General features: G+C 46.9%; 12 protein-coding genes. 3 read left to right on the forward strand and 9 right to left on the reverse strand.

Features of this window, described 5'->3' with window-relative positions; translation table 11 throughout:
- Positions 1 to 89: 89 nt before the first annotated feature.
- The 9 genes from MKY73_RS25605 to MKY73_RS25645 all read right to left on the reverse strand — a co-directional run bounded on the left by MKY73_RS25605 (position 90) and on the right by MKY73_RS25645 (position 13,321).
- On the reverse strand, positions 90 to 1,670 hold the full coding sequence (locus MKY73_RS25605) for a glycoside hydrolase family 43 protein (RefSeq protein WP_339304080.1): 1,581 nt from the start codon (positions 1,668 to 1,670) through the stop codon (positions 90 to 92).
- Entirely contained in the window at positions 1,667 to 2,539 is an 873-nt protein-coding gene (locus MKY73_RS25610) for a carbohydrate ABC transporter permease (RefSeq protein WP_339308758.1), read from the reverse strand. Before MKY73_RS25610 ends, MKY73_RS25605 begins: the two co-directional genes overlap by 4 nt.
- Before the next feature lie 42 nt (positions 2,540 to 2,581).
- Positions 2,582 to 3,556: an ABC transporter permease subunit gene (locus MKY73_RS25615; RefSeq protein WP_249913521.1), complete on the reverse strand. Its 975-nt coding sequence runs from the start codon at positions 3,554 to 3,556 to the stop codon at positions 2,582 to 2,584.
- A gap of 135 nt (positions 3,557 to 3,691) precedes the next feature.
- Positions 3,692 to 5,365: an extracellular solute-binding protein gene (locus MKY73_RS25620; RefSeq protein ID WP_253430299.1), complete on the reverse strand. Its 1,674-nt coding sequence runs from the start codon at positions 5,363 to 5,365 to the stop codon at positions 3,692 to 3,694.
- Positions 5,366 to 5,522: 157 nt separating this feature from the next.
- Complete coding sequence (locus MKY73_RS25625; protein WP_339304083.1) at positions 5,523 to 7,115, reverse strand: response regulator; 1,593 nt, start codon at positions 7,113 to 7,115, stop codon at positions 5,523 to 5,525.
- Between the two features lie 11 nt (positions 7,116 to 7,126).
- Positions 7,127 to 8,929, reverse strand: a complete 1,803-nt coding sequence (locus tag MKY73_RS25630; protein WP_339304085.1) for a sensor histidine kinase — start codon at positions 8,927 to 8,929, stop codon at positions 7,127 to 7,129.
- A 194-nt stretch (positions 8,930 to 9,123) separates the two neighbouring features.
- Complete coding sequence (locus MKY73_RS25635; protein WP_339304087.1) at positions 9,124 to 9,972, reverse strand: GNAT family N-acetyltransferase; 849 nt, start codon at positions 9,970 to 9,972, stop codon at positions 9,124 to 9,126.
- A gap of 129 nt (positions 9,973 to 10,101) precedes the next feature.
- Entirely contained in the window at positions 10,102 to 12,288 is a 2,187-nt protein-coding gene (gene gnpA, locus MKY73_RS25640; RefSeq protein WP_339304089.1) for a 1,3-beta-galactosyl-N-acetylhexosamine phosphorylase, read from the reverse strand.
- Positions 12,289 to 12,301: 13 nt separating this feature from the next.
- Positions 12,302 to 13,321: a glycoside hydrolase family 88 protein gene (locus MKY73_RS25645; RefSeq protein WP_339304091.1), complete on the reverse strand. Its 1,020-nt coding sequence runs from the start codon at positions 13,319 to 13,321 to the stop codon at positions 12,302 to 12,304.
- 169 nt (positions 13,322 to 13,490) lie between these two features.
- Between MKY73_RS25645 and MKY73_RS25650 the strand changes: the two genes are divergently transcribed.
- The 3 genes from MKY73_RS25650 (at position 13,491) to MKY73_RS25660 (ending at position 18,828) form a co-directional block, all read left to right on the forward strand.
- Positions 13,491 to 14,438 (forward strand): AraC family transcriptional regulator, encoded by a 948-nt coding sequence (locus MKY73_RS25650; RefSeq protein WP_339304092.1) that lies wholly within the window; start codon positions 13,491 to 13,493, stop codon positions 14,436 to 14,438.
- Between the two features lie 143 nt (positions 14,439 to 14,581).
- Positions 14,582 to 17,713 (forward strand): ATP-binding protein, encoded by a 3,132-nt coding sequence (locus MKY73_RS25655; RefSeq protein WP_339304093.1) that lies wholly within the window; start codon positions 14,582 to 14,584, stop codon positions 17,711 to 17,713.
- Positions 17,710 to 18,828, forward strand: coding sequence for a response regulator (locus MKY73_RS25660; protein ID WP_339304094.1), 1,119 nt, complete (start codon positions 17,710 to 17,712; stop codon positions 18,826 to 18,828). Before MKY73_RS25655 ends, MKY73_RS25660 begins: the two co-directional genes overlap by 4 nt.
- Positions 18,829 to 18,982 lie beyond the last annotated feature (154 nt).

Below are 18,982 nucleotides of genomic sequence, written 5' to 3' on the forward strand. Positions count from 1 at the left end.
CAGTTTTCGCTTAAACAAAGAGAAAAAAAGCTCAATCCCTGGACTACCGCCACCGGATTGAGCTTACTTGCTGTTATTCTGTCATCTAACTAACTTTCATAGGAACCATATTCAAACCAGTCAAAATCCGCTACCTGATCCGATGAAGTCCCATTGCTGCTGCTAAACATTCCGATACAGCAGCCAACAAAGCCGCCGGCCACTTCAGTGCTCAGGCTGCTTGTATCCACCTGTTCCGCAACCAGATGATACCGACTTCCATCTGTGCTGTAGTAGAAGCTTAATTGCTGACCTATTGCGGCCAGTTTGATATACACCCGCGATACTTCATCATCCAGCGCGACCTGCGCAATGTGGGTATCCTGACCATCTATACAGGTCACCACACGCAGCATCTGCTGTTTCTCAACCAGTGCACGCTCAATCCGTACATGATACTGATCGTTCTGAATGACGACAACACCAGCCGTCTCATTTGCATTCCCGGGCACAAATTCCATCGCTGTGGCTGCCACGTAATCCATATGCCTTTGCCGTAGGCAGACAAAGCTGGAGTTCTCTTTTTCCTTCAAGGTTTGCGGTTTCAGCTTCAATCGCAAATATCCCTTGCGCTCGGTTAATGAATACAGGTCTTCCTGAGGATTGCGCAAAAACATCCATTGCAAGCCCAGACGATCACTGTCAAAATGGTCAAAACGCAGTTGGGGCTCTACCGGAACAGGTTTTAAATCCAGCGTACCCTGCTCCTCCAGGATGCCGCGCCCTTCATTGACAACTGGCCATCCGTCCTCCCAAATGACCGAAGCAAGGAACGTCTCCCGCCCCAGATTGCTGAAGCTCCCACCGTAAGGACGCGAAGCAAGCATGACCATGAACCATTGACCGTTCGCAGCCTGCACCAAGTCGGCATGTCCTACATTAACAGTAGGGTATCGTTTGCCCAAATGGCGATGCGTAATGATTGGATTATTGGGATTTCCAACGTACCCTTCGGTTAAGCTTTGGCTACGCGCAATGGTCACGGCATGGTTGGGTCCTGTGCCGCCCTCTGCAATCAATAAATAGTAATATTCGTCGATCTTATACAGATGCGGTCCTTCAGGCCAAATAACATCAACCATGGCCCCACGCCAGAGCACGTAACTGTCCCCCACCAGTTTCATGGTGGTCAGATCAAGCTCCCTCAGCCAAACTTCCCAGTTTCCGTTATAACGAACTCCCTCAGAGCAAGGACGTGTACCCAGGTAATATGCCTTGCCGTTATCGAAGAAAATCGTAGGGTCTATTCCTTCTGCGCCTTCTATAAAATAAGGATCAGACCATGGCCCAGCCGGATCGGTAGCGGTTACAACAAAATTGCCGCCATGTGATACATTGGTTGTAATCATATAGAAGGTGCCTTCATGATACCGAAGCGTTGGAGCGAATATTCCTTGTGAATGCCCTGCTCCCTGAAGATTCAATTGTGAAGGGCGATCCAGTACATTTCCAATCTGTTTCCAATGTGCAAGATCACGGCTCTGAAAGATCGGAACCCCAGGAAAATAGGCAAAAGTCGAGGTCACCAAATAAAAATCTTCACCCACCCGACAAACGGACGGATCTGGATAAAATCCGGGCATAATCGGATTGTTAAACGTGCATTGTTCGTTTTGATTTGCATTTTTCATTCTTTTACCCCTCCAATGGTGAGTCCAGTGACAAAGTATTTTTGCAAGAACGGATACAGTAAAACGATCGGCATGGCCGTCACAACCGTGATTGCTGCACGAATGGATACAGGAGTCACCATGTTGGTCACATTTTTGTATGAATCCACGTTGACGGTTCCACCCTGTGAGGTCGCAGAGGATAATAATTTCATAAGCTCATACTGCAAAGTGGTCAAATTCCGATTACCCGCCGTGTACAACATGGAGTCAAACCAGGAATTCCACTGACCTACAGCTATGAACAATGCGACCGTAGCCAGCACCGGCTTGGATAGAGGAAGTATGATACGCATGAAAATCCGAAAATCTCCGGCTCCATCCATCTTCGCGGATTCAATCAATCCCTCCGAGAGTCCCTGAATGTAGGTACGAATGACAATCATGTTGAACACCCCGATCAAACCGGGAATAATGTATACCCAGAAGCTGTTCAGCAGCCCCACTTGTTTGATCAGCATGTATCCCGGAATTAAACCGCCGCTGAAATACATCGTTACTACGAACAGCGTCGTGACCAATTTGTTAAACATATACTCCTTGCGGCTCAGCACATAGGCCAACATCGCGGTACAGAACAGTTGCACAACCGTTCCAACCACGGTTCGGGCAACCGAAATAAATGCAGCTTGTGTCAGATTCGGATTCTGGAATACGGAGACATAATTTTGCAGCGTCCATTCCCTCGGCCAGAGATAGATCCCTCCGCGGATTGTATCCAGTCCGTTATTGAAAGATACGGCAATGGTGTTTAAAAAAGGATATAACGTAACAACCATGACAAGCAACATAAATATGCCATTCGTGATGGAAAAAATTGAATCCCCCATGCTTCGTCTTCTACGAAATCGCTTCACAGTTCTGCCCCCTTATCATATCAACCGCTCTTCACCAAGAGACTTGGCAATCCCGTTGGCGATAAATATGAGCACCAGACTGACCACACTTTTGAAAATGCCTGCGGCGGTGGCAAGTGAGTAGTTGCCGAGATTAATTCCGTATTTCAAAACAAAAATGTCGATTGTCTCGGACACATCCTGCACAAGTCCGTTCCCCAGCAAGTATTGAATCTCAAAACCTGCGTTCAGTACGTTACCCACGTTGATGATAAGTAGGATAATGATCGTTGGTTTGATGCTTGGAAGTGTGACATTGAACATTTTGCGAAAGCGGCCGGCTCCGTCAATGGAAGCTGCTTCGTATAAGCTCGGATTAATCGACGCCATGGCCGCCAGATAGATTATCGTACCCCAACCAATTTCCTTCCACATGCTGGACAGACCCACAATCCCCCAGAAGTATTTGGGTTCCGCAAAAAAGTTGATTGGTGCATCAATCAGACCCAATTTTGTCAGCAGTACATTCACAATTCCGGTTTCCGTTGACAATACATTCGCAACGATCCCTGTTACGATGATCCACGACAGGAAATGCGGAAGGTAAGAGACCGTCTGTACCACGCGTTTGAACAATACCATCCGCAGCTCATTCAATAAGAGCGCCAGACCAATTGAACCGACAAATCCCAGAAACAGACTGATCAGGCTCATCGCCAGCGTATTGCGAATGACACGTAAAAATGTAGGGTCCGTGAATAACGTTCGAAAATGATCCAGCCCCACCCAATCCTGCTCCATAAAACCAATGCCTGGTCTATAATTCTGAAAAGCCATCAACCAGCCCCATAATGGTCCATACGCAAAAATAGCGATAAACGCAATAAACGGAAATGACATCCACATTAATTGTCGCTGACTTTTCATTCTGGACAGGTTGTACCCGATCCAGCTTGTTCCCGCTGGGATATGGCTGGTCTTTAACGAAGGCTGCAGCTCCTTTTTGGCCATGTTTTTCTCTCCTTGCTGACGAGTTTATCTATATCACCCAGTCTGGATGAATCGATTCCTTTCCTATCCAATCTCCCGAATCTGGCGTGTAAGAAAGGCTACGGGGTTCCCATAGCCTTTCGGTGTGACAGGCCTTTATCCCCACAGTTCCATACGTCTGCGAACTTCTTCCGTCAGCGCATCTTCATATGCTTTAATATCTGCACTCTCCTTGAGCGTGGCTTGATACTCTTCCCAAGCCTTATCAAATTCGGCTGGTGAAGTCATAATCACCTTTGGCAGCCATTTGCGTTTAACATCGTCCATCTTCTGTCTGGCAATGGTCTCTGGTTTATTCGGTTCGAAATTATAGGTGTAGATCGGGAACCACGGTTCATTTTCCTCCGCAGGCTCCAGGAAGTCGGTAAACTTCGTATATCCATAAGCCTTGAGCACTTTTTTATCGATGTCATTCAATGTGGCAAGGTACTCCTCCGGCTGCTCCTTAGGGTCAAGAGCATTCTTCCCATCAGCGGTCATGCCTTCATGATGCGGGAAATAGACCAATGGGCTTCCCGTATTCGCAAGCACCCAGTCCGGATCTTTGGAATTCGCACGTTGCTCTTCATTTCTGGAGAACACGCCTTTGTCATCCACCTGGTAATCCACGCCTTCCTGTCCCCAGGTTCTCAATACCTCTATCTCAGGGTCCAGCAAATCATTAATATATTGAAGTGCCCCTTCAATATCCTCGCAGCTCTTAGTAATGGCCAAGCCACCATTCACGTTAAGGATTGGATTGTTCTGATAGCGTCCTTTGACATCCTCGGAGAGTGTGATGGACAACGGTACATAGGTTTTGTCATACAATTTTTGCTTCACGAGTGATGCCTCGGCATCAAGGAACTGCCATCCTTGATCCACCATGCCCAGCACACGTCCGGTTGAAATTTTGGATATATATTGATCATAGTTTGCTGTAAAGGTTTCGTTATCGACCAGGCCTTGATGATATGCTTCATTGATCTTCTTGAAATATGCTTTCGCTTCGGGAATAGTATTATAGTTTTTGGCCGTCAGCGTTTCTTTATCAACGATGGCTGCGCCTTCGTTAGGATAACCAGCCATGAAGAGCGGAGGGTTCTCCAGTGCGAAATAACGCCAGTCATAAGAGATAATCTCGAATCCAATGGTTGGCTGACCATCAACGGTCGGATGCGCTGCTTTGTACCGTTCAATTAAGTCAAAGTATTGGTCAAGTGTTTTGATTGTCGGATAATTATCCCATTCCAGTACGGCCTTCTGAATCCAGAACGCTTCTCCATCATGGGTTACTTTCATCGACTTTTCTTGTATATTGCCGAACTGAGGAATGAAGTAGATATGTCCATCCGTCGTATTTTTCATCTTCTTCCAGTCTTCACCCAGGTAATTTTTGATGTTTGGATATTTATCGATGTAATCCTCAAGTGGTACTAGCGCCCCTGCTGCTACCAGTTGCTGAGTACCATCACTCCCATCGATAAAGTCGGGATATTCGCCGCCTGCAATGAGCACACCAATTCGTTCTTTGGCTGTTTGGCCCGTAAGCCAGTCCATCGTAACTCTGACGCCGGTTTTCTCCTCAATAGCTTTTAACACCCGATTATCGTCAGGCGCAATTTTCCCAGGTACAGCAAAAAAGGCTGAAAATTGTTTCAATTCCCTTCCATCTGCTGTTGTTTCCCCTTTCGAGGACGATCCCGGTGTACATCCAGCGAGTGCAATGACCAGTATTAAAGCTAGCAGAGCACTATACTTGATTCTTTTTCTAACATCCTTTTTCATCATGACCCCTCCATCGATTATATTGACAGAAGCTTTTTGGAAAGCGCTTTCCAAAGGCTGACTTAAAATTATCATGCTTCCATGCCCCTCTCAACGGGATAAACTATAGACGGAATCCCACTAATTCCAGTATCTGCGAAAAAAATATCCCGCCGCTCCGTCAAGGAGTGCAGGATGTTGAATCAAGAGAGTACGCAGCATGGGCACTTTTACGATATTGTGCAGGCGTCTCCCCCATGAGTTTCTCGAACCGGCTAATAAAATAATCGGAGTCCCGATATCCGACCATTGTTGCAATCTCGTATACTCTTTGATCTGTTCTCCGCAACAGCCGCGCGGCTTCCTCTATTCGCAATTGATTCAAATAATCACTGAAGCTGATCGAGTAATGCTTTTTGAAAATCTGTCCCAGATATGCGCTGTTCATGTAGAACTGCTCTCCCAGCAGCTTCAGGCTGATATTCTCTCTGTAATGCTCGTGAATGAAGGCCTCGATTTTGGCTAATATGCCCATCCCTTTCGACTTTTGCTGCTCCTTCAGCTCCTCTGCGCACATAAGTGAGAACTCACATAAATGTTCAATGTTTTCCTCCATGGATAACATCGCGTAGTTCACCTTCAGAAAAGCCGATTCCATCAGCCCGGAATCTGGAGTAACCGTATCGTTATTCACAAGATCCAGCAAATTGTATGCCAAATAGTGCAAGTGGATTCGGACAATAGCAGGCTCGATTCGCTCATCCAGAAAATATTGAAAAATGGCCTTTGCATGGCTGTATAGCTCATCCGTCTGCTGTTCCTCGATAGACTTGACCAGCCCATCAAACAATTGTTTTTCGAATTGACCTGGCCGATTGATAAATAGGGTCGTATCCATAAGCTCGAAATAATAAATGGGCCCACACGTGGTGAAGAAACGTAAGTTTTTCATTATGCCGCAGGATTGATAAGACTCATGCAGCGCCTCCAACCCCTGTACTTCCTTCCCAACATAACAAGCAACCACCGCTCCTTGATCGCGGCTCAACTCGGTATGTAGTTGGGTCAAATAGTGCTCCAAGGCCGCTGCCTTACGTTTCACCATCAGATCCGTAACAATGAGCAGAACCGCATTTTTATCACCTGTAAACGGCTTCAAAACTTGCCCCGGCAAGGGCTCATCCACCCATGCCTCAACCCGAGCGCACCAATCCATTCCCTGTTCTGGAACGCCTTCCACCTCAATCAGAATGCAACGCATTGTGCCGGCATCTTGATAGTGGGGCTGCAGACTCGTAACAGCCTCCTCCTCAGCCACCCCAAGCAAGATTGACTGCATATGCTGGGCCATAATCATATGATCCTTTTTTTGCTGATAACGCTTCTCTTCTGTCCGTGCGTGAAATGCCTCCCTGAATTCTTCAAGCACCTGTACCAGTTCTGTCTTCACGATAGGCTTGAGAATGTAGTCATTCACCTGATATTTAATTGCCTGCTTGGCATATCCGAACTCATAGAATCCACTAAGCAGAATCAGCTTGATATCACCGTTATATTGCTCATACAAGGTTTGCGCAAGCTGCATGCCGTCCATTTCCGGCATCTTGATGTCGGAAATGACCAGATCCGGCTGCACAGCGCGTATGGCTTCCAATGCCTGCTTGCCATTGGAAGCCTGACCACAAATCTGGAAACCGTAAGACTCCCAATCAATTAACAATAGAAGTCCTTGGCGAATAAATGGCTCATCGTCCACAATCAGCACGTTGATCATATCCTCGCTCCTTATTCTTGGGATGCCAGCATAAGAGGAATTTGAATGCCAATCGTTGTCCCCTTCCCCTTTTCACTGAATATGTGCACCTGAACGAAATCATCAAAATACATCCGTAGCCGAATATATGCATTCATCATGCCAATGCTGCTAAGCTCGCTCATCCGATCCATACTCGGGTCTTGCATCATTTTGCGGAGCGAGGACAGCTTGTCCTGATCCATACCGACGCCGGTGTCTCGAATGGAAATGTAGAGCGCATTACTTCGAATTTCGAATAATACCTCCACGACCCCATCATTTGCTATCCCTTCAATGCCATGGATACAAGCATTCTCCACAAAGGTGAGAACGGTTAGTTTGGGTATCATCATCGCTGCAATGGATTCGTCAGTGATCCTGATTGCAAATTGTAGCTTTTCGCCAAAGCGATACTGCTGAATACTCAGATAACTTTCCACGAAATTGATTTCTTGTGCGATGGTAATCAGATCGTCGCCCCAATTGATCGTCTGACGCAGCAGCAGTGCCAGTCTATGAATGACATCGGAGGTCTCAAGCTCTTGCTTGATCAAACTCCGCATACGGATCGTTTCAAGGGTGTTGAACATAAAATGGGGATTCACCTGACTTTGAAGGGCTTTCAGCTCCGCCTGCTTCTTGGAGAGCTCGAGGGCTTGCCGCTCCACTTGACCCTTAAACACAATCTCAATCAGATTCTTGATCTTGATGACCATCATGTTATAACTATGAGTCAGGCTACCGATCTCGTCCTTGCCCACAGGTCCCGATATCACCTCAAATTTCTCATGCTTCACTTGATCCAGGTGCTTCGCTATCCGATCAACTCTGATGACCAGTGATCTGGATATCAACCAGATCAGCAGTGTGGGCACCAACAGATTAAGAATGATCAGCAACGTCAAGTTAAGCTTGGAGTTAACAATCTCCGAAAGAACATCCAATTTTTCCGTGCTGACGAAAATCTGCCAATCCTCGGATACGACGGGAATCGATTGCATGGATTGAACAGGATCAATTGGACTGTTCGCAATCAGATTAAATGGCTGGCGCGTCTGGTTCATTTCGGAATCGTTCGAGAAAATGACCCTGCCATCCGATACGACATATACCTTCCCGTTCGCTCCCTCATTTTTAAGCGATTTGTTGATGAAAGAATAGTCCAGATCAACCTTTAACACCTTTTCAACCTGCTGCTCCCCAAAGTAATCCAGCTTGCGAATAATGCTGACTTTGCGTCCTCCCTGACTTTGCGACATCTCTGCCTGCTGCTTGTCAAAATACGAATAGATCATGATATGGTCGCTTGTGTTCATAAGCGCTTGATACCAATCACTTTTCTTCACCTCATCATCCAGCTTAATGAAGTTTCCTCCATTGACGAAGGTATCATTGCCAACATAAAACGTAACTTGGTTCACCTGCTGGTAGCTGTAATAGTACCTGACCAGATTGTTGTTGCTAAGCATATCATAGTAGGCAGAGTAATAGTCTTCCTGATCGCGATACTTGGACTCCATGAACCGGTTCAGCGTTCCATCGGTATAGAGAAAATTGGACACATACAAGCTATTGTCTATACTGTTTCGCAGGTTGAACTTGATCCTTTGCTGCATTTCATTGAATCGGCTATGCTCCTTCTCCTCTATGTTACCTTTGATGCTTAGGTAAAACACGGTATTGGTGACCAGGACCGGAACCAGCACACAAAAAATGAACAATATGTACAACTTCGTTTTGAGGCTCCAATCATCCAGAAACTGAATGCGCTTACAGTGTGTCTTGCGGCTCATGTCTTATCGTTGTCTCCTCTTACATTGACATCCACATTATTATAACGAGTAAGGGAATGATTGGATACTCCAATCCAGGAATTCAGGAGGCCTTTAATTCAACCTCCCGATCGACTGGCCCAACAGGACAGATACGAATATCTCACATATTTTCGTTGAACCCGATTTGATCCTACGTCGAGACGACGATCACGTTATAATTTCAGGAGCATTTCATACTGGCCAACATGATACGTAAAACCTGATTTGACCAGGAGGAAATCTACCATCGGTTTGAGATGAGATTCCACATTGAGGACACTGAGCCTAGGCGATTCTGTGCGCTTGACCATCTCTGTCAGGATGTTGCTTGCAATACCTTTGCCCCGATAATTTGGGTTCACTGCAAGCTGTGGAATTTCACCTGTTTTTTGATCTATAATGCCATAGCCAACAATTTTGTGATCCTGACGTGCAACTACATAGCTAAAAGCTTCTGGTACAGCGTAGATGGAATCTATTGAATTTTGCCAGGAGGGCTCCACATCCCAAAATTCCTTAAACTGCTGCAAATCAATTCTCTCCACACATTCCACCGCGCAGGTCGTTTTCGGTATGAATTTATCTTTTTCCAGCTGGAAACATGAGAATTCCCTTTGAATTTTGAAGTTTTGTTTACTGTAAAGCTGAACTGCAGATTCGTTGGATTGGATGACTTCCAGCAGATATTGCGCTATATTTTTTTCTTTTAGCAGCTTTTGAATATTCAAGAGCAGATGGCTTGTAACGCCCTGCCGTCTGCATTCTTGTACAACGCCTGTCCCAAGGTCATACGCAGTTGCCTTTCCATTCCAGCTTCGAAGTCCATTGATAACAAATCCGACCATTCTCCCATCCTTAAAGGCTCCTATAGATATTTCGGGGTGATACCCTCTTCGTTGGAGCATTTGTTGAAACTTCCAAAAGGGCAGATCCATTGTAACCTGATAGTCGGAGAACGCATCCACAAACGCTTGGTGAAGTGTTTCCGTGCTTATCTTGTCCAACATTTTATAACTGTACATTAGAGCACTGTCTCCTTTGAATAGATGAAAACAATAATATATTAGGGCTCATGATCCCTATCCTTATTTAAATATATCACTAAATAGACCGCTCCCTGGTTAAGGGATACGGTCTATCGAGTCATTATTCTATGGGGATACCGATTTGGTTAAACCAATTTTGGTGATCACCGTATCATACGGCTCCAATTCCATGGTCTGTTTTCCATGCTCTGTATGGATCGTCGTGGACTGAACCTGATCGCTATTATTGATCACAACCAATATGTTGCTCTCAGGATAATAAGCGCACTCGGTATACAAGTTATCCGTGATGTACTGTGTTTCATGGAATTCATTGCCCGCAAATCGAATCAAATTCAGAAGTAATCTTGTATTTGCCCAGCTGAATTCGAAGGAAGGTAAATAGATCCCTTTTCCTTTTCCGAAGGCATGTGTGGACAACGTGATGTTACCATCTGTCTCGTGCAATACCTTGGCTGTCCCATCCGTTAGATAAATGCTACCTTTACCTTTTGACGTGATATTCGCAGCTTCCGGAACCAAACCATACTCATCATTAACCTCAACCGACCATTTGCCATGAACAACTCTGGCGCCTGTATCCTCATCCACCCCAAGCACATGTGCCATTCTAAAATAGCTGTCGTACCCATCCATTGCCGAAGGCTGGTTAATGCCAATAAAGGTACCACCCTCATACACCCATTGGGTCAATAAGTCCACAGACTTGTGGTCACTCCAATGCTCTCCACCGCTCCATGCTGAACCAGCAGAACCCGCATTAATGACAACATCCACATCCTTCAATACGCCCTGACAAATATCATCAAAATCAATAAACTGCACGTCAACAGGCAACCCGGCTAATGCCTCATTCACATGAATCAGATCATGCATATGCGTTTCGTGAAAATGACCGGACAAGGTCCACGATCTTAACTTGCCCCAGCTATGCAGAACGGCTACTTTTGTCTTGATCTGATAAGGTTTTCCCTTCTGATGGAGCTCTTTCATTTCCCTGAATTCATGGGCAATCTTCTCAATGTAATCCACAAAATCAGGATAAGGCTCAACCAGATGCAAATACCCACCCAAGCCTATCCGGTCGATCGGCTCACGCAGCAGCGCACGCCGAATATTAATCCAATATTTCTTTGCATCAAGGGTAGGATCTCCGCCCTCCTTGAAGGTAGGAAGCCCTCCTAGGCCAACCGGGAACAAGTAGGGATGCAAGCGAATCTCATGGGTATCCACCTTAACGCCTGAGCACATTCTCGCCTCATATCCGGAGAATACACATTTGATCATGCCGTCGAATCCGAACTCATGAAAGCGATCATTGTACGGCTCCATGCCTACCCAGCTGTCATCATAGAAGACATAAGCCAGCTTGTCATGCTTGTGCACAATATCAATTAATTTCTTGCCGAATTCAATCACAAAATCATTGATAAAGGCCATCCAATCCAACTTTCGCTGATTCGCAGGCATATGAGTGACCTGATACTTACCACCATTCACAAAGTCCTCGGCTGAGAGTGAGTACCCATATTTCTGAGCAAACAGATCCAGCGCTCTCGAACTTACCGTGAAATCATAGGAACCCCAATCCGAGAACAGATGGCGGTTCCGCTCATCACTGCCCCAGATCCAGGCGAAATTATAAAATAGCGATGTAAAACGTACAACCGTTGTTTCCGGATGGTTTTGGCACCAATTTTCCATCCAATCCAGCAGATAGATTTGCGTTTCCGTATAGATTGGGTCAATCTGCATCAGATGCTCTTTATCCCAGTTATTCGTCGTATGATTGTACATGGAGATCTCTTCCCAGATCCGATAGACCATGAAACTTACCGTGTATTTATGCCAGGGAGCAACGCCAGTAATCACTACATTGCCAGATTCCCTTTCATAATTCCATTGTGCTCTTGGTACCTCTTCTCCAGTCGTTCGATCATATACCTGCCAATACTTAAACGCTTCTTTGGAATCATTCACCCTGAATTGTTCAGCAAAAAAATCCTCCATCAGATAGATGGATACATAATCTTGTACAGCGACCTTCGGATTCGTAATGAGAAAACATTGCTGCAGCTTATCCAGATTACGGGATGCCCACTCATTATGATCCCGAATGATGCAAATGGTTGAATAGATGCCATATCCGGCATTAATAATCTCATCAGACAATTTCGTACCGTCACTGTCACGGATCACATCAGCACCCCAGCGATCGGCAAGTTCCAGCGTAAGGGCCTCATAACCGGATTCTCCCGGCAGTGTAAAGGAGCCTTTGGTTAATTTGGACAATTGGGTTCCCTCCCTATCTCAACATATCGGACAAAAAAGCGAGTGCTAGGCCCTGACCCCAGCCTTGAATCCAGTCTTTAGGAATATTGCGATAGCCATCCCGATCCTTCATCACTGCTGTACCGCCAGATACACCAAGCACACGTCCATCTTCGCTAATGTTGTTCAGGATGCCTTCGAGTGCCTTTTGCACATATTTGGTATGCAGTGGGTTGCCGTTATTGATCATTGCCGCTGCAATACCCGCGGAAGCTGATACCTCTTCATACGATTCTACGTCATCCAGCACCGTACGCCACAAGCCGTTCTCGGTCTGTACCAGCTTCAGAGCCGCCAATTGATCGCGAAGAGCACATTCTACATCCATACATTGCGGATACAGATACCAGTCGTTCAATTGCGGCTTCACTTGAGACATCGTATAGGCGCCCCAAGCGTTCGCTCTCCCCCAGTAAAATCCGGACATATGGTCCTTGTTGATATTGTTATAACCGTGATACCACAGACTGCTGCTTGGATCTTGAAGATACTTGATATGCCAGTAATACTGATTCAGCGCATCCTGAATCATGGCTTCATCCTTTAATTTGCTACCTACACGGAGCAGGAAAAATGCCGCCATAAACAAGGTGTCCGCCCAAGCCTGTTCCGGAAAATCATTGGACACGGATACTGTATGCTGAAGCACATTGTCTCCAAAGCGAAGGGCATGGTTCTGGAGATAATCAACCTTGCTGAGAACAATATCCCAATACTTCTGATCCCCTGTTTCTTCATATAAAGTGATGAGCACATGACCCATGGCACATGTATTTACAGTCCAACTTGGCAGACCCAGCTCGATATATTCGTCTGCCCATTTCACCAGCCTGTCCAGAATCTCTTGGTTGCCTGTTGTCTGATAGGCTCTGGATACACCATAATAGGCCACACCGCCGGGCCAATCCCATGTCAGATCCATATCCAGTGTTTTCTTGGTAACGTTCTCGATTACGTGCAGAATCTGTTCTCTGTCATATTTCACTTGAAGCATTGTTATTCCCCTCTCCCTGCGCACACACCCCCAAGTGCGCCTTGAGAGGTGTCCGTCCATTTGTAAACGCTTTACTTATTCCATTGTACGCAGTAAAATAGTCTCAATCTAAGCATATTCACAACAAAAGTGCGCAATTTCAATCATTTATACATAGGAGCCCTCGACAATGCCCAAACCGAAGAAACCTGTCATTGAATATCGTCACTACAGCCTACCGATTGATTTCCCTGTCCTGTTACTCAGTGGAGACCGCTGGAGAATATCCGATATCAAGAGTGAGCATCTTCATTTCCATAACCACATGGAGATTGGCATCTGTTATTCGGATGAGGGGGTCATGGAGATTAAGGGGGAATCTGTACCGTTTCGGGCAGGCGACGTCACGTTCATTCCCCGTTACCTTCCGCATACCACATATAGTTCACCTAATAACGCCAGCCTGTGGGCTTATATCTTTTTTTCACCGGAAGAACTCTTCCGCCATTCACTCAAAACAGCCCAAAACCACATTGAACCGAATCTATGGGCGATTCAGGGAACCAATTGCATTCTGAATAAGGAGCAGCATCCCAAAATTCACTCACTCGCAACATCAATCGTAGAAGAGATTAAGCAGCAGTCCCCCTATTATCGGGAGAGCGCGTACGGCTTATTGATGTCTCTATACATCGAACTGCTTCGACTTCATGCAAGCAACGAGAGCTGGTCAGCGCAGAATCAGGAACGGGAACGAGACCTCCAAGGCGACTTGGTCATCTCACCCGTGCTGGAGTTTATCACCAAAAACTATATGATGCCTGTGACCATCGATTACCTCGCTGATCTGTGTCATCTGAGTACAACGCATTTTCGCCGCAAGTTCCATGAAATTATGGGAACCACACCGCTTGATTTTCTGAACAGTACCCGAATTGAAGAGGCATGCAAGCGATTGAAAAGCACGGAGTCCTCCATTCTGTCCATCTCCGAGCAAGTTGGCTTCCGATCCATCTCCAGCTTTAACCGCTGCTTTGCCAAACTGATGGGAGAATCACCCAAAACCTGGCGCAAAGCGGCTCATACGGAAGCACAGTCTGCAAAAGCGTCGATATTGGAATTCACGGGTTGGGTATGAATTCACGCACGCAACAATAATAGAAAAAAATGTCGAAATTTGATTGCGCCCCCTAGCGTTATTCGCTACAATGCCGATAGAATACAAGAAATTTGGTTCGAATCTATCCATGGATCAAACAACCTCTAAAGGAGCAGCACTTCGTGTTATTAAAAATTTCAGGCATTGTCCTGACTGTTGTACTCGCTATTACTGTTCTGCTCCTGTCAACGATCAGAGAACCCCAATCTGCGGCTCTTCATGCCCGTCAAGGTGTTATGGACCTATCGGACTGGAACCCGGAACAGGAGGAGCGGATCAAGCTGGACGGGGAGTGGGAATTTTACTGGAACCAGCTGCTTCCTGTGGAATCTGCAACTCCGAATCAGGTTGGCCCCACAAAAGCACATGATATTTATGCAAAAGTTCCCGGTTCCTGGAATCGACTTAAAATAGACGGCGAACGACTGCCAACCCACGGCTTTGCCACGTATCGACTGGTGCTCCGAAATGTACCTGCCCTGGGAACGCTGGCGATCAAAAAAATGAACATTCGTTTTGCCAGCGAAATCTATATCAATGGCAACAAGCTGCTGGAAGACGGACATGCCATGGAGAAATCAGCGGGATACCGACCGGGTAACTCCCCCCAGATTGGCTTTTTCCCTTATCATGGCGGTGACATTGAAATTTTGATCCGGGTGGCTAATTACGATTACACGGACTCTGGCATTCCAGGGCCACTCTTTTTCGGCGAACAAGCAGCCATGCTGAATAAACATCAAATTAGCACAGCCGTTGAATTCGGCACGCTTGCTGTACTGGCTACCATTGCGATCATATTCCTCATCAGTTACCTGGGATCCGCACTCTACCGAAACAGGGACGATTCCCTGCTGCTGATTGGTCTAGTCTGTCTGCTGTATGCACTCTATAACGGCATGATCAGCGAACGTGTGTTATCCATGTTGAATACGGAAATCTCCTTTAGCACGCTCTATAAATTAAAAGATTTCTGCTCCATGGCATGTCTGGGTCTGTTGACCTTTTACTTCTACCGATTCAAAACAGGCATCCTGTCCGGTCTGCTTACGACGGTGATTCTGATCATCTTCGGAGCTTACTTATGTATGGTCGCACTCCTGCCAATCTCAGTCTATGGGCTTGTTGCGCCTTACGTCGTCGTGATGTACACGTTGATGCTGCTCTGGTTGCTGTATCAATGCGCATCACAGTTTCTGAGGAGTGAGAAGGGTGAACGACTGTCTGCTTTTCTGTGGTACGCGGCTCTCTTAAGCATCACACTGTACTGTCTGGACATTAACCTCTTCTCCATCTCACTTAAGGAAAATATGAACATCGGCCAGGTCTCGATTGTCCTGTTCAGCATCCTGATGCTGTTTCTGGCGGTCCTTCGATTCTTCGAGTCATATCGTACGGTACGCGCTCTCAAGGACCAGTTACTCTTGCTGGATAAAGTAAAGGACGACTTCCTGTCCAACACTTCGCATGAGCTCAAAACACCGCTGAATGCGATTGTCAACATCAGTGAGAGCCTGCTCAAAGGTGCCGAAGGCCCGCTTACCGACGATCAGGCGCATAACTTGGCGATTGTGACGGGAAGCGGGAGACGATTAACCTACCTGGTCGATGAATTGCTGGATTATTCGAAAATGAAACATGGCGACATCCCGCTCCACCGGTCTTCGACCGATCTCTACTCGTTTGTCGAATCCGTCATGCGTATGCACTCCTTCCTGCTTGGCTCGAAAAAGGTGGAACTCATGAACCATATCCCGGCGCATTTCCCGCCGATCTATGCCGACGGCAACCGATTGATTCAGATCTTGCATAACTTGATCGGGAATGCCGTCAAGTTCACGGAACATGGTACGGTTAGCATCCGTGCTGCGGTTGTTCAAGGCAAAGCGGAAATCCGCATTATCGATACCGGTCGTGGCATCGGCAAGGACAAGCTGGAGCATATCTTCCTGCCATTCGAGCAGGAAGCAGATACAGGACCAGTCGTTGCCGGAGGCACCGGACTTGGACTAAGCATTACACGCAAGCTGGTAGAGCTGCATGGAGGAACCATTCATGCAGAATCGGCACCTGGCATGGGGGCCACGTTCATCCTGACTTTTCCGTTGGCCGATGGCAAAGGTGAAAAACGATCCAACGTCAAGCCAATTACCATAGCTCCTACAAGTCATGGTAATCAGTTACTAAGGTTCGAAGAACCAACGATTGTGGAAGGGCATCTCAACGAATGGATCATCGTTGTGGACGACGACTCGGCTAATTTACAGACCATAGTGAATCTCTTGAAGTTGGAAGGCTACAGTTATGCGGTAACCTCACGCTCCCCTTCTGTACTGGATCTGCTCGACCAGCTTCCCGCCGTACATCTGGTCATTGCTGACATTATGATGCCGGACATGACAGGGTACGAATTGTTGGAACGGATCAGGGAACGTTACTCTCCTTCCGAGCTTCCGGTGCTTATGCTGACGGCAAGTAATAAAGCCAACCAGTTGAAGCTGGCTTTGGAGAAAGGTGCCAATGATTTCGTATCAAAACCGTTTGAATCAGAGGAATTGCTGGCACGGATCGGCGGTTTGACCCGGATGATAACGTCTGTTCAAGCCGCGCGAGATGCCGAGATCTCCTTTTTGCGGTCACAGATGAACCCTCACTTTCTGTATAACGCTCTGAATGCCATTGCCGAATTGTGTGTAGATGCGCCGAATCAGGCAGAACAATTGATTTTGCAATTATCGAGTTACTTAAGGCGCAGTGTGCACTTCAAACATCTGGACTCCAAAACCAGCCTGATGAACGAACTGGAGATGATCGAAGCATACGTTGCCATTGAGCAGGCACGCTTTGGCTCACGGCTGGAGGTCATTATTGATGTGGATGCGGACGTGAACCGAAATATGGATATTCCGCCCCTCACGTTGCAACCCCTGATCGAAAACGCGATTCGGCACGGGCTGATGTCCAGCATTCGCGGTGGTCGCGTCATATTGTCCATTCGTAATCTGAATGATACGGAAACACGTTTCTCTATCGAGGACAACGGAATCGGCATAACCAAGCAAAGAATGGAGGAAATTCGGCAATCCACGGACGGCAGTAACGGCGTGGGAATATGGAATATCTCCAGCCGGTTGAACCTGCTGTATGGAAGACACCTTCAGATGGAAAGTCTGGACGGCGAGGGAACGCGCATTACATTTGATCTTCCTAATCAACGGATTAGCACAGATGGGAACGGGGGTTATGAGACATGATAAAAGTCATCATCGTGGATGATGAGGATCTGTCGCTCAAGCGACTGAATCGTATTCTGACAGAAAGCGGAGAAGTTGAAGTATGTCGTGCGTTTCACGATCCGAAAGAAGCCTGTGAATACGCGGCAGAGAATAGCTTCGATGCAGCATTTCTGGACATAACGATGCCTCGCATTTCGGGTATGCACCTCATTGGTGAATTGCGGAAACATCACCCTTTGCTTCCCATCGTGTTGGTGACTGGATATGAGGAATATGCGGTGCAGGCCTTCGACAAAGAGGTGATCGATTACGTTATTAAACCGGTCACGGCAGAGCGACTGAACCGCAGCATTCAGCGGTTGCAGGAAAAGCTTCACAAATCCGTGACAACGCCCGGGCTAGCGTTGCCAGAACCGAAACTGAACGTTCGTCTGTTTGGTGAATTTACCGTGTTCGGTGGAGCCGGAGCAGATAGCCCCATCAAACTTAGAACGCCCAAAACGGAAGAGTTACTCGCCTTCTTGTTGTATACCAAATCAACCACCCGCGATGCACTGGCTGATACGTTGTGGAAGGACCTCAGTCCGCAGAAGGCCTGGACGAACATCAATTCCACACTGTACTACGTGCGACGTGCCATCGGTGATAACAGCGATGTGCCAATCATTCTTAAGGACAGGAATGGCATCCGCATCGACCGGGAAGCGATCAACTGTGATCTGTACGAGTTCGAGGCCTTGTTCCGTCAGATGCGTCAGGCTTCGGCACATCGCCCCGAGCTCTTCGAGCGAATGGACACGTTGTATACGGGTGAACTCCTGAAAGGAAGGCACTATGAGTGGGCTTTCGCGTGGTCCAGACAGCTGGAACTGGACTTCCTCATGACGATGGAAACCGCTGCCCACTATCACGCGAAGAAAGGCGAGACGTTACGGGCGCTGTATTATTTTGAACGTATCCTCCAGATTGATTCGATTCGGGAAGATATTCATCGTGAGATCATCTTGTTGTATCTCTCGCTTGGACGAAGAACCGAAGCCCAGCGACAGTATCTTGTTCTGGAGGAACTGCTCAAAGAAGAACTTGGCTCCAGTCCGGCAGCGGAAATCAAACAACTCCTACGGCAGTCATGAAACAGCAAAAGGCCCATGCCTTGGCATACTGAACTGCTCCTATCGTAGTCTTCTATGGTTTACTACGACAGGGAGCCGTTCAGTGTTCCTTTAGGCTTGGGCTTTTTGCAATAAATGGACGTTCATTCGTCCATAACTGATGATATTACATCAT

This window comes from Paenibacillus sp. FSL R5-0519 (assembly GCF_037974275.1).
Classification (GTDB): Bacteria; Bacillota; Bacilli; order Paenibacillales; family Paenibacillaceae; genus Paenibacillus.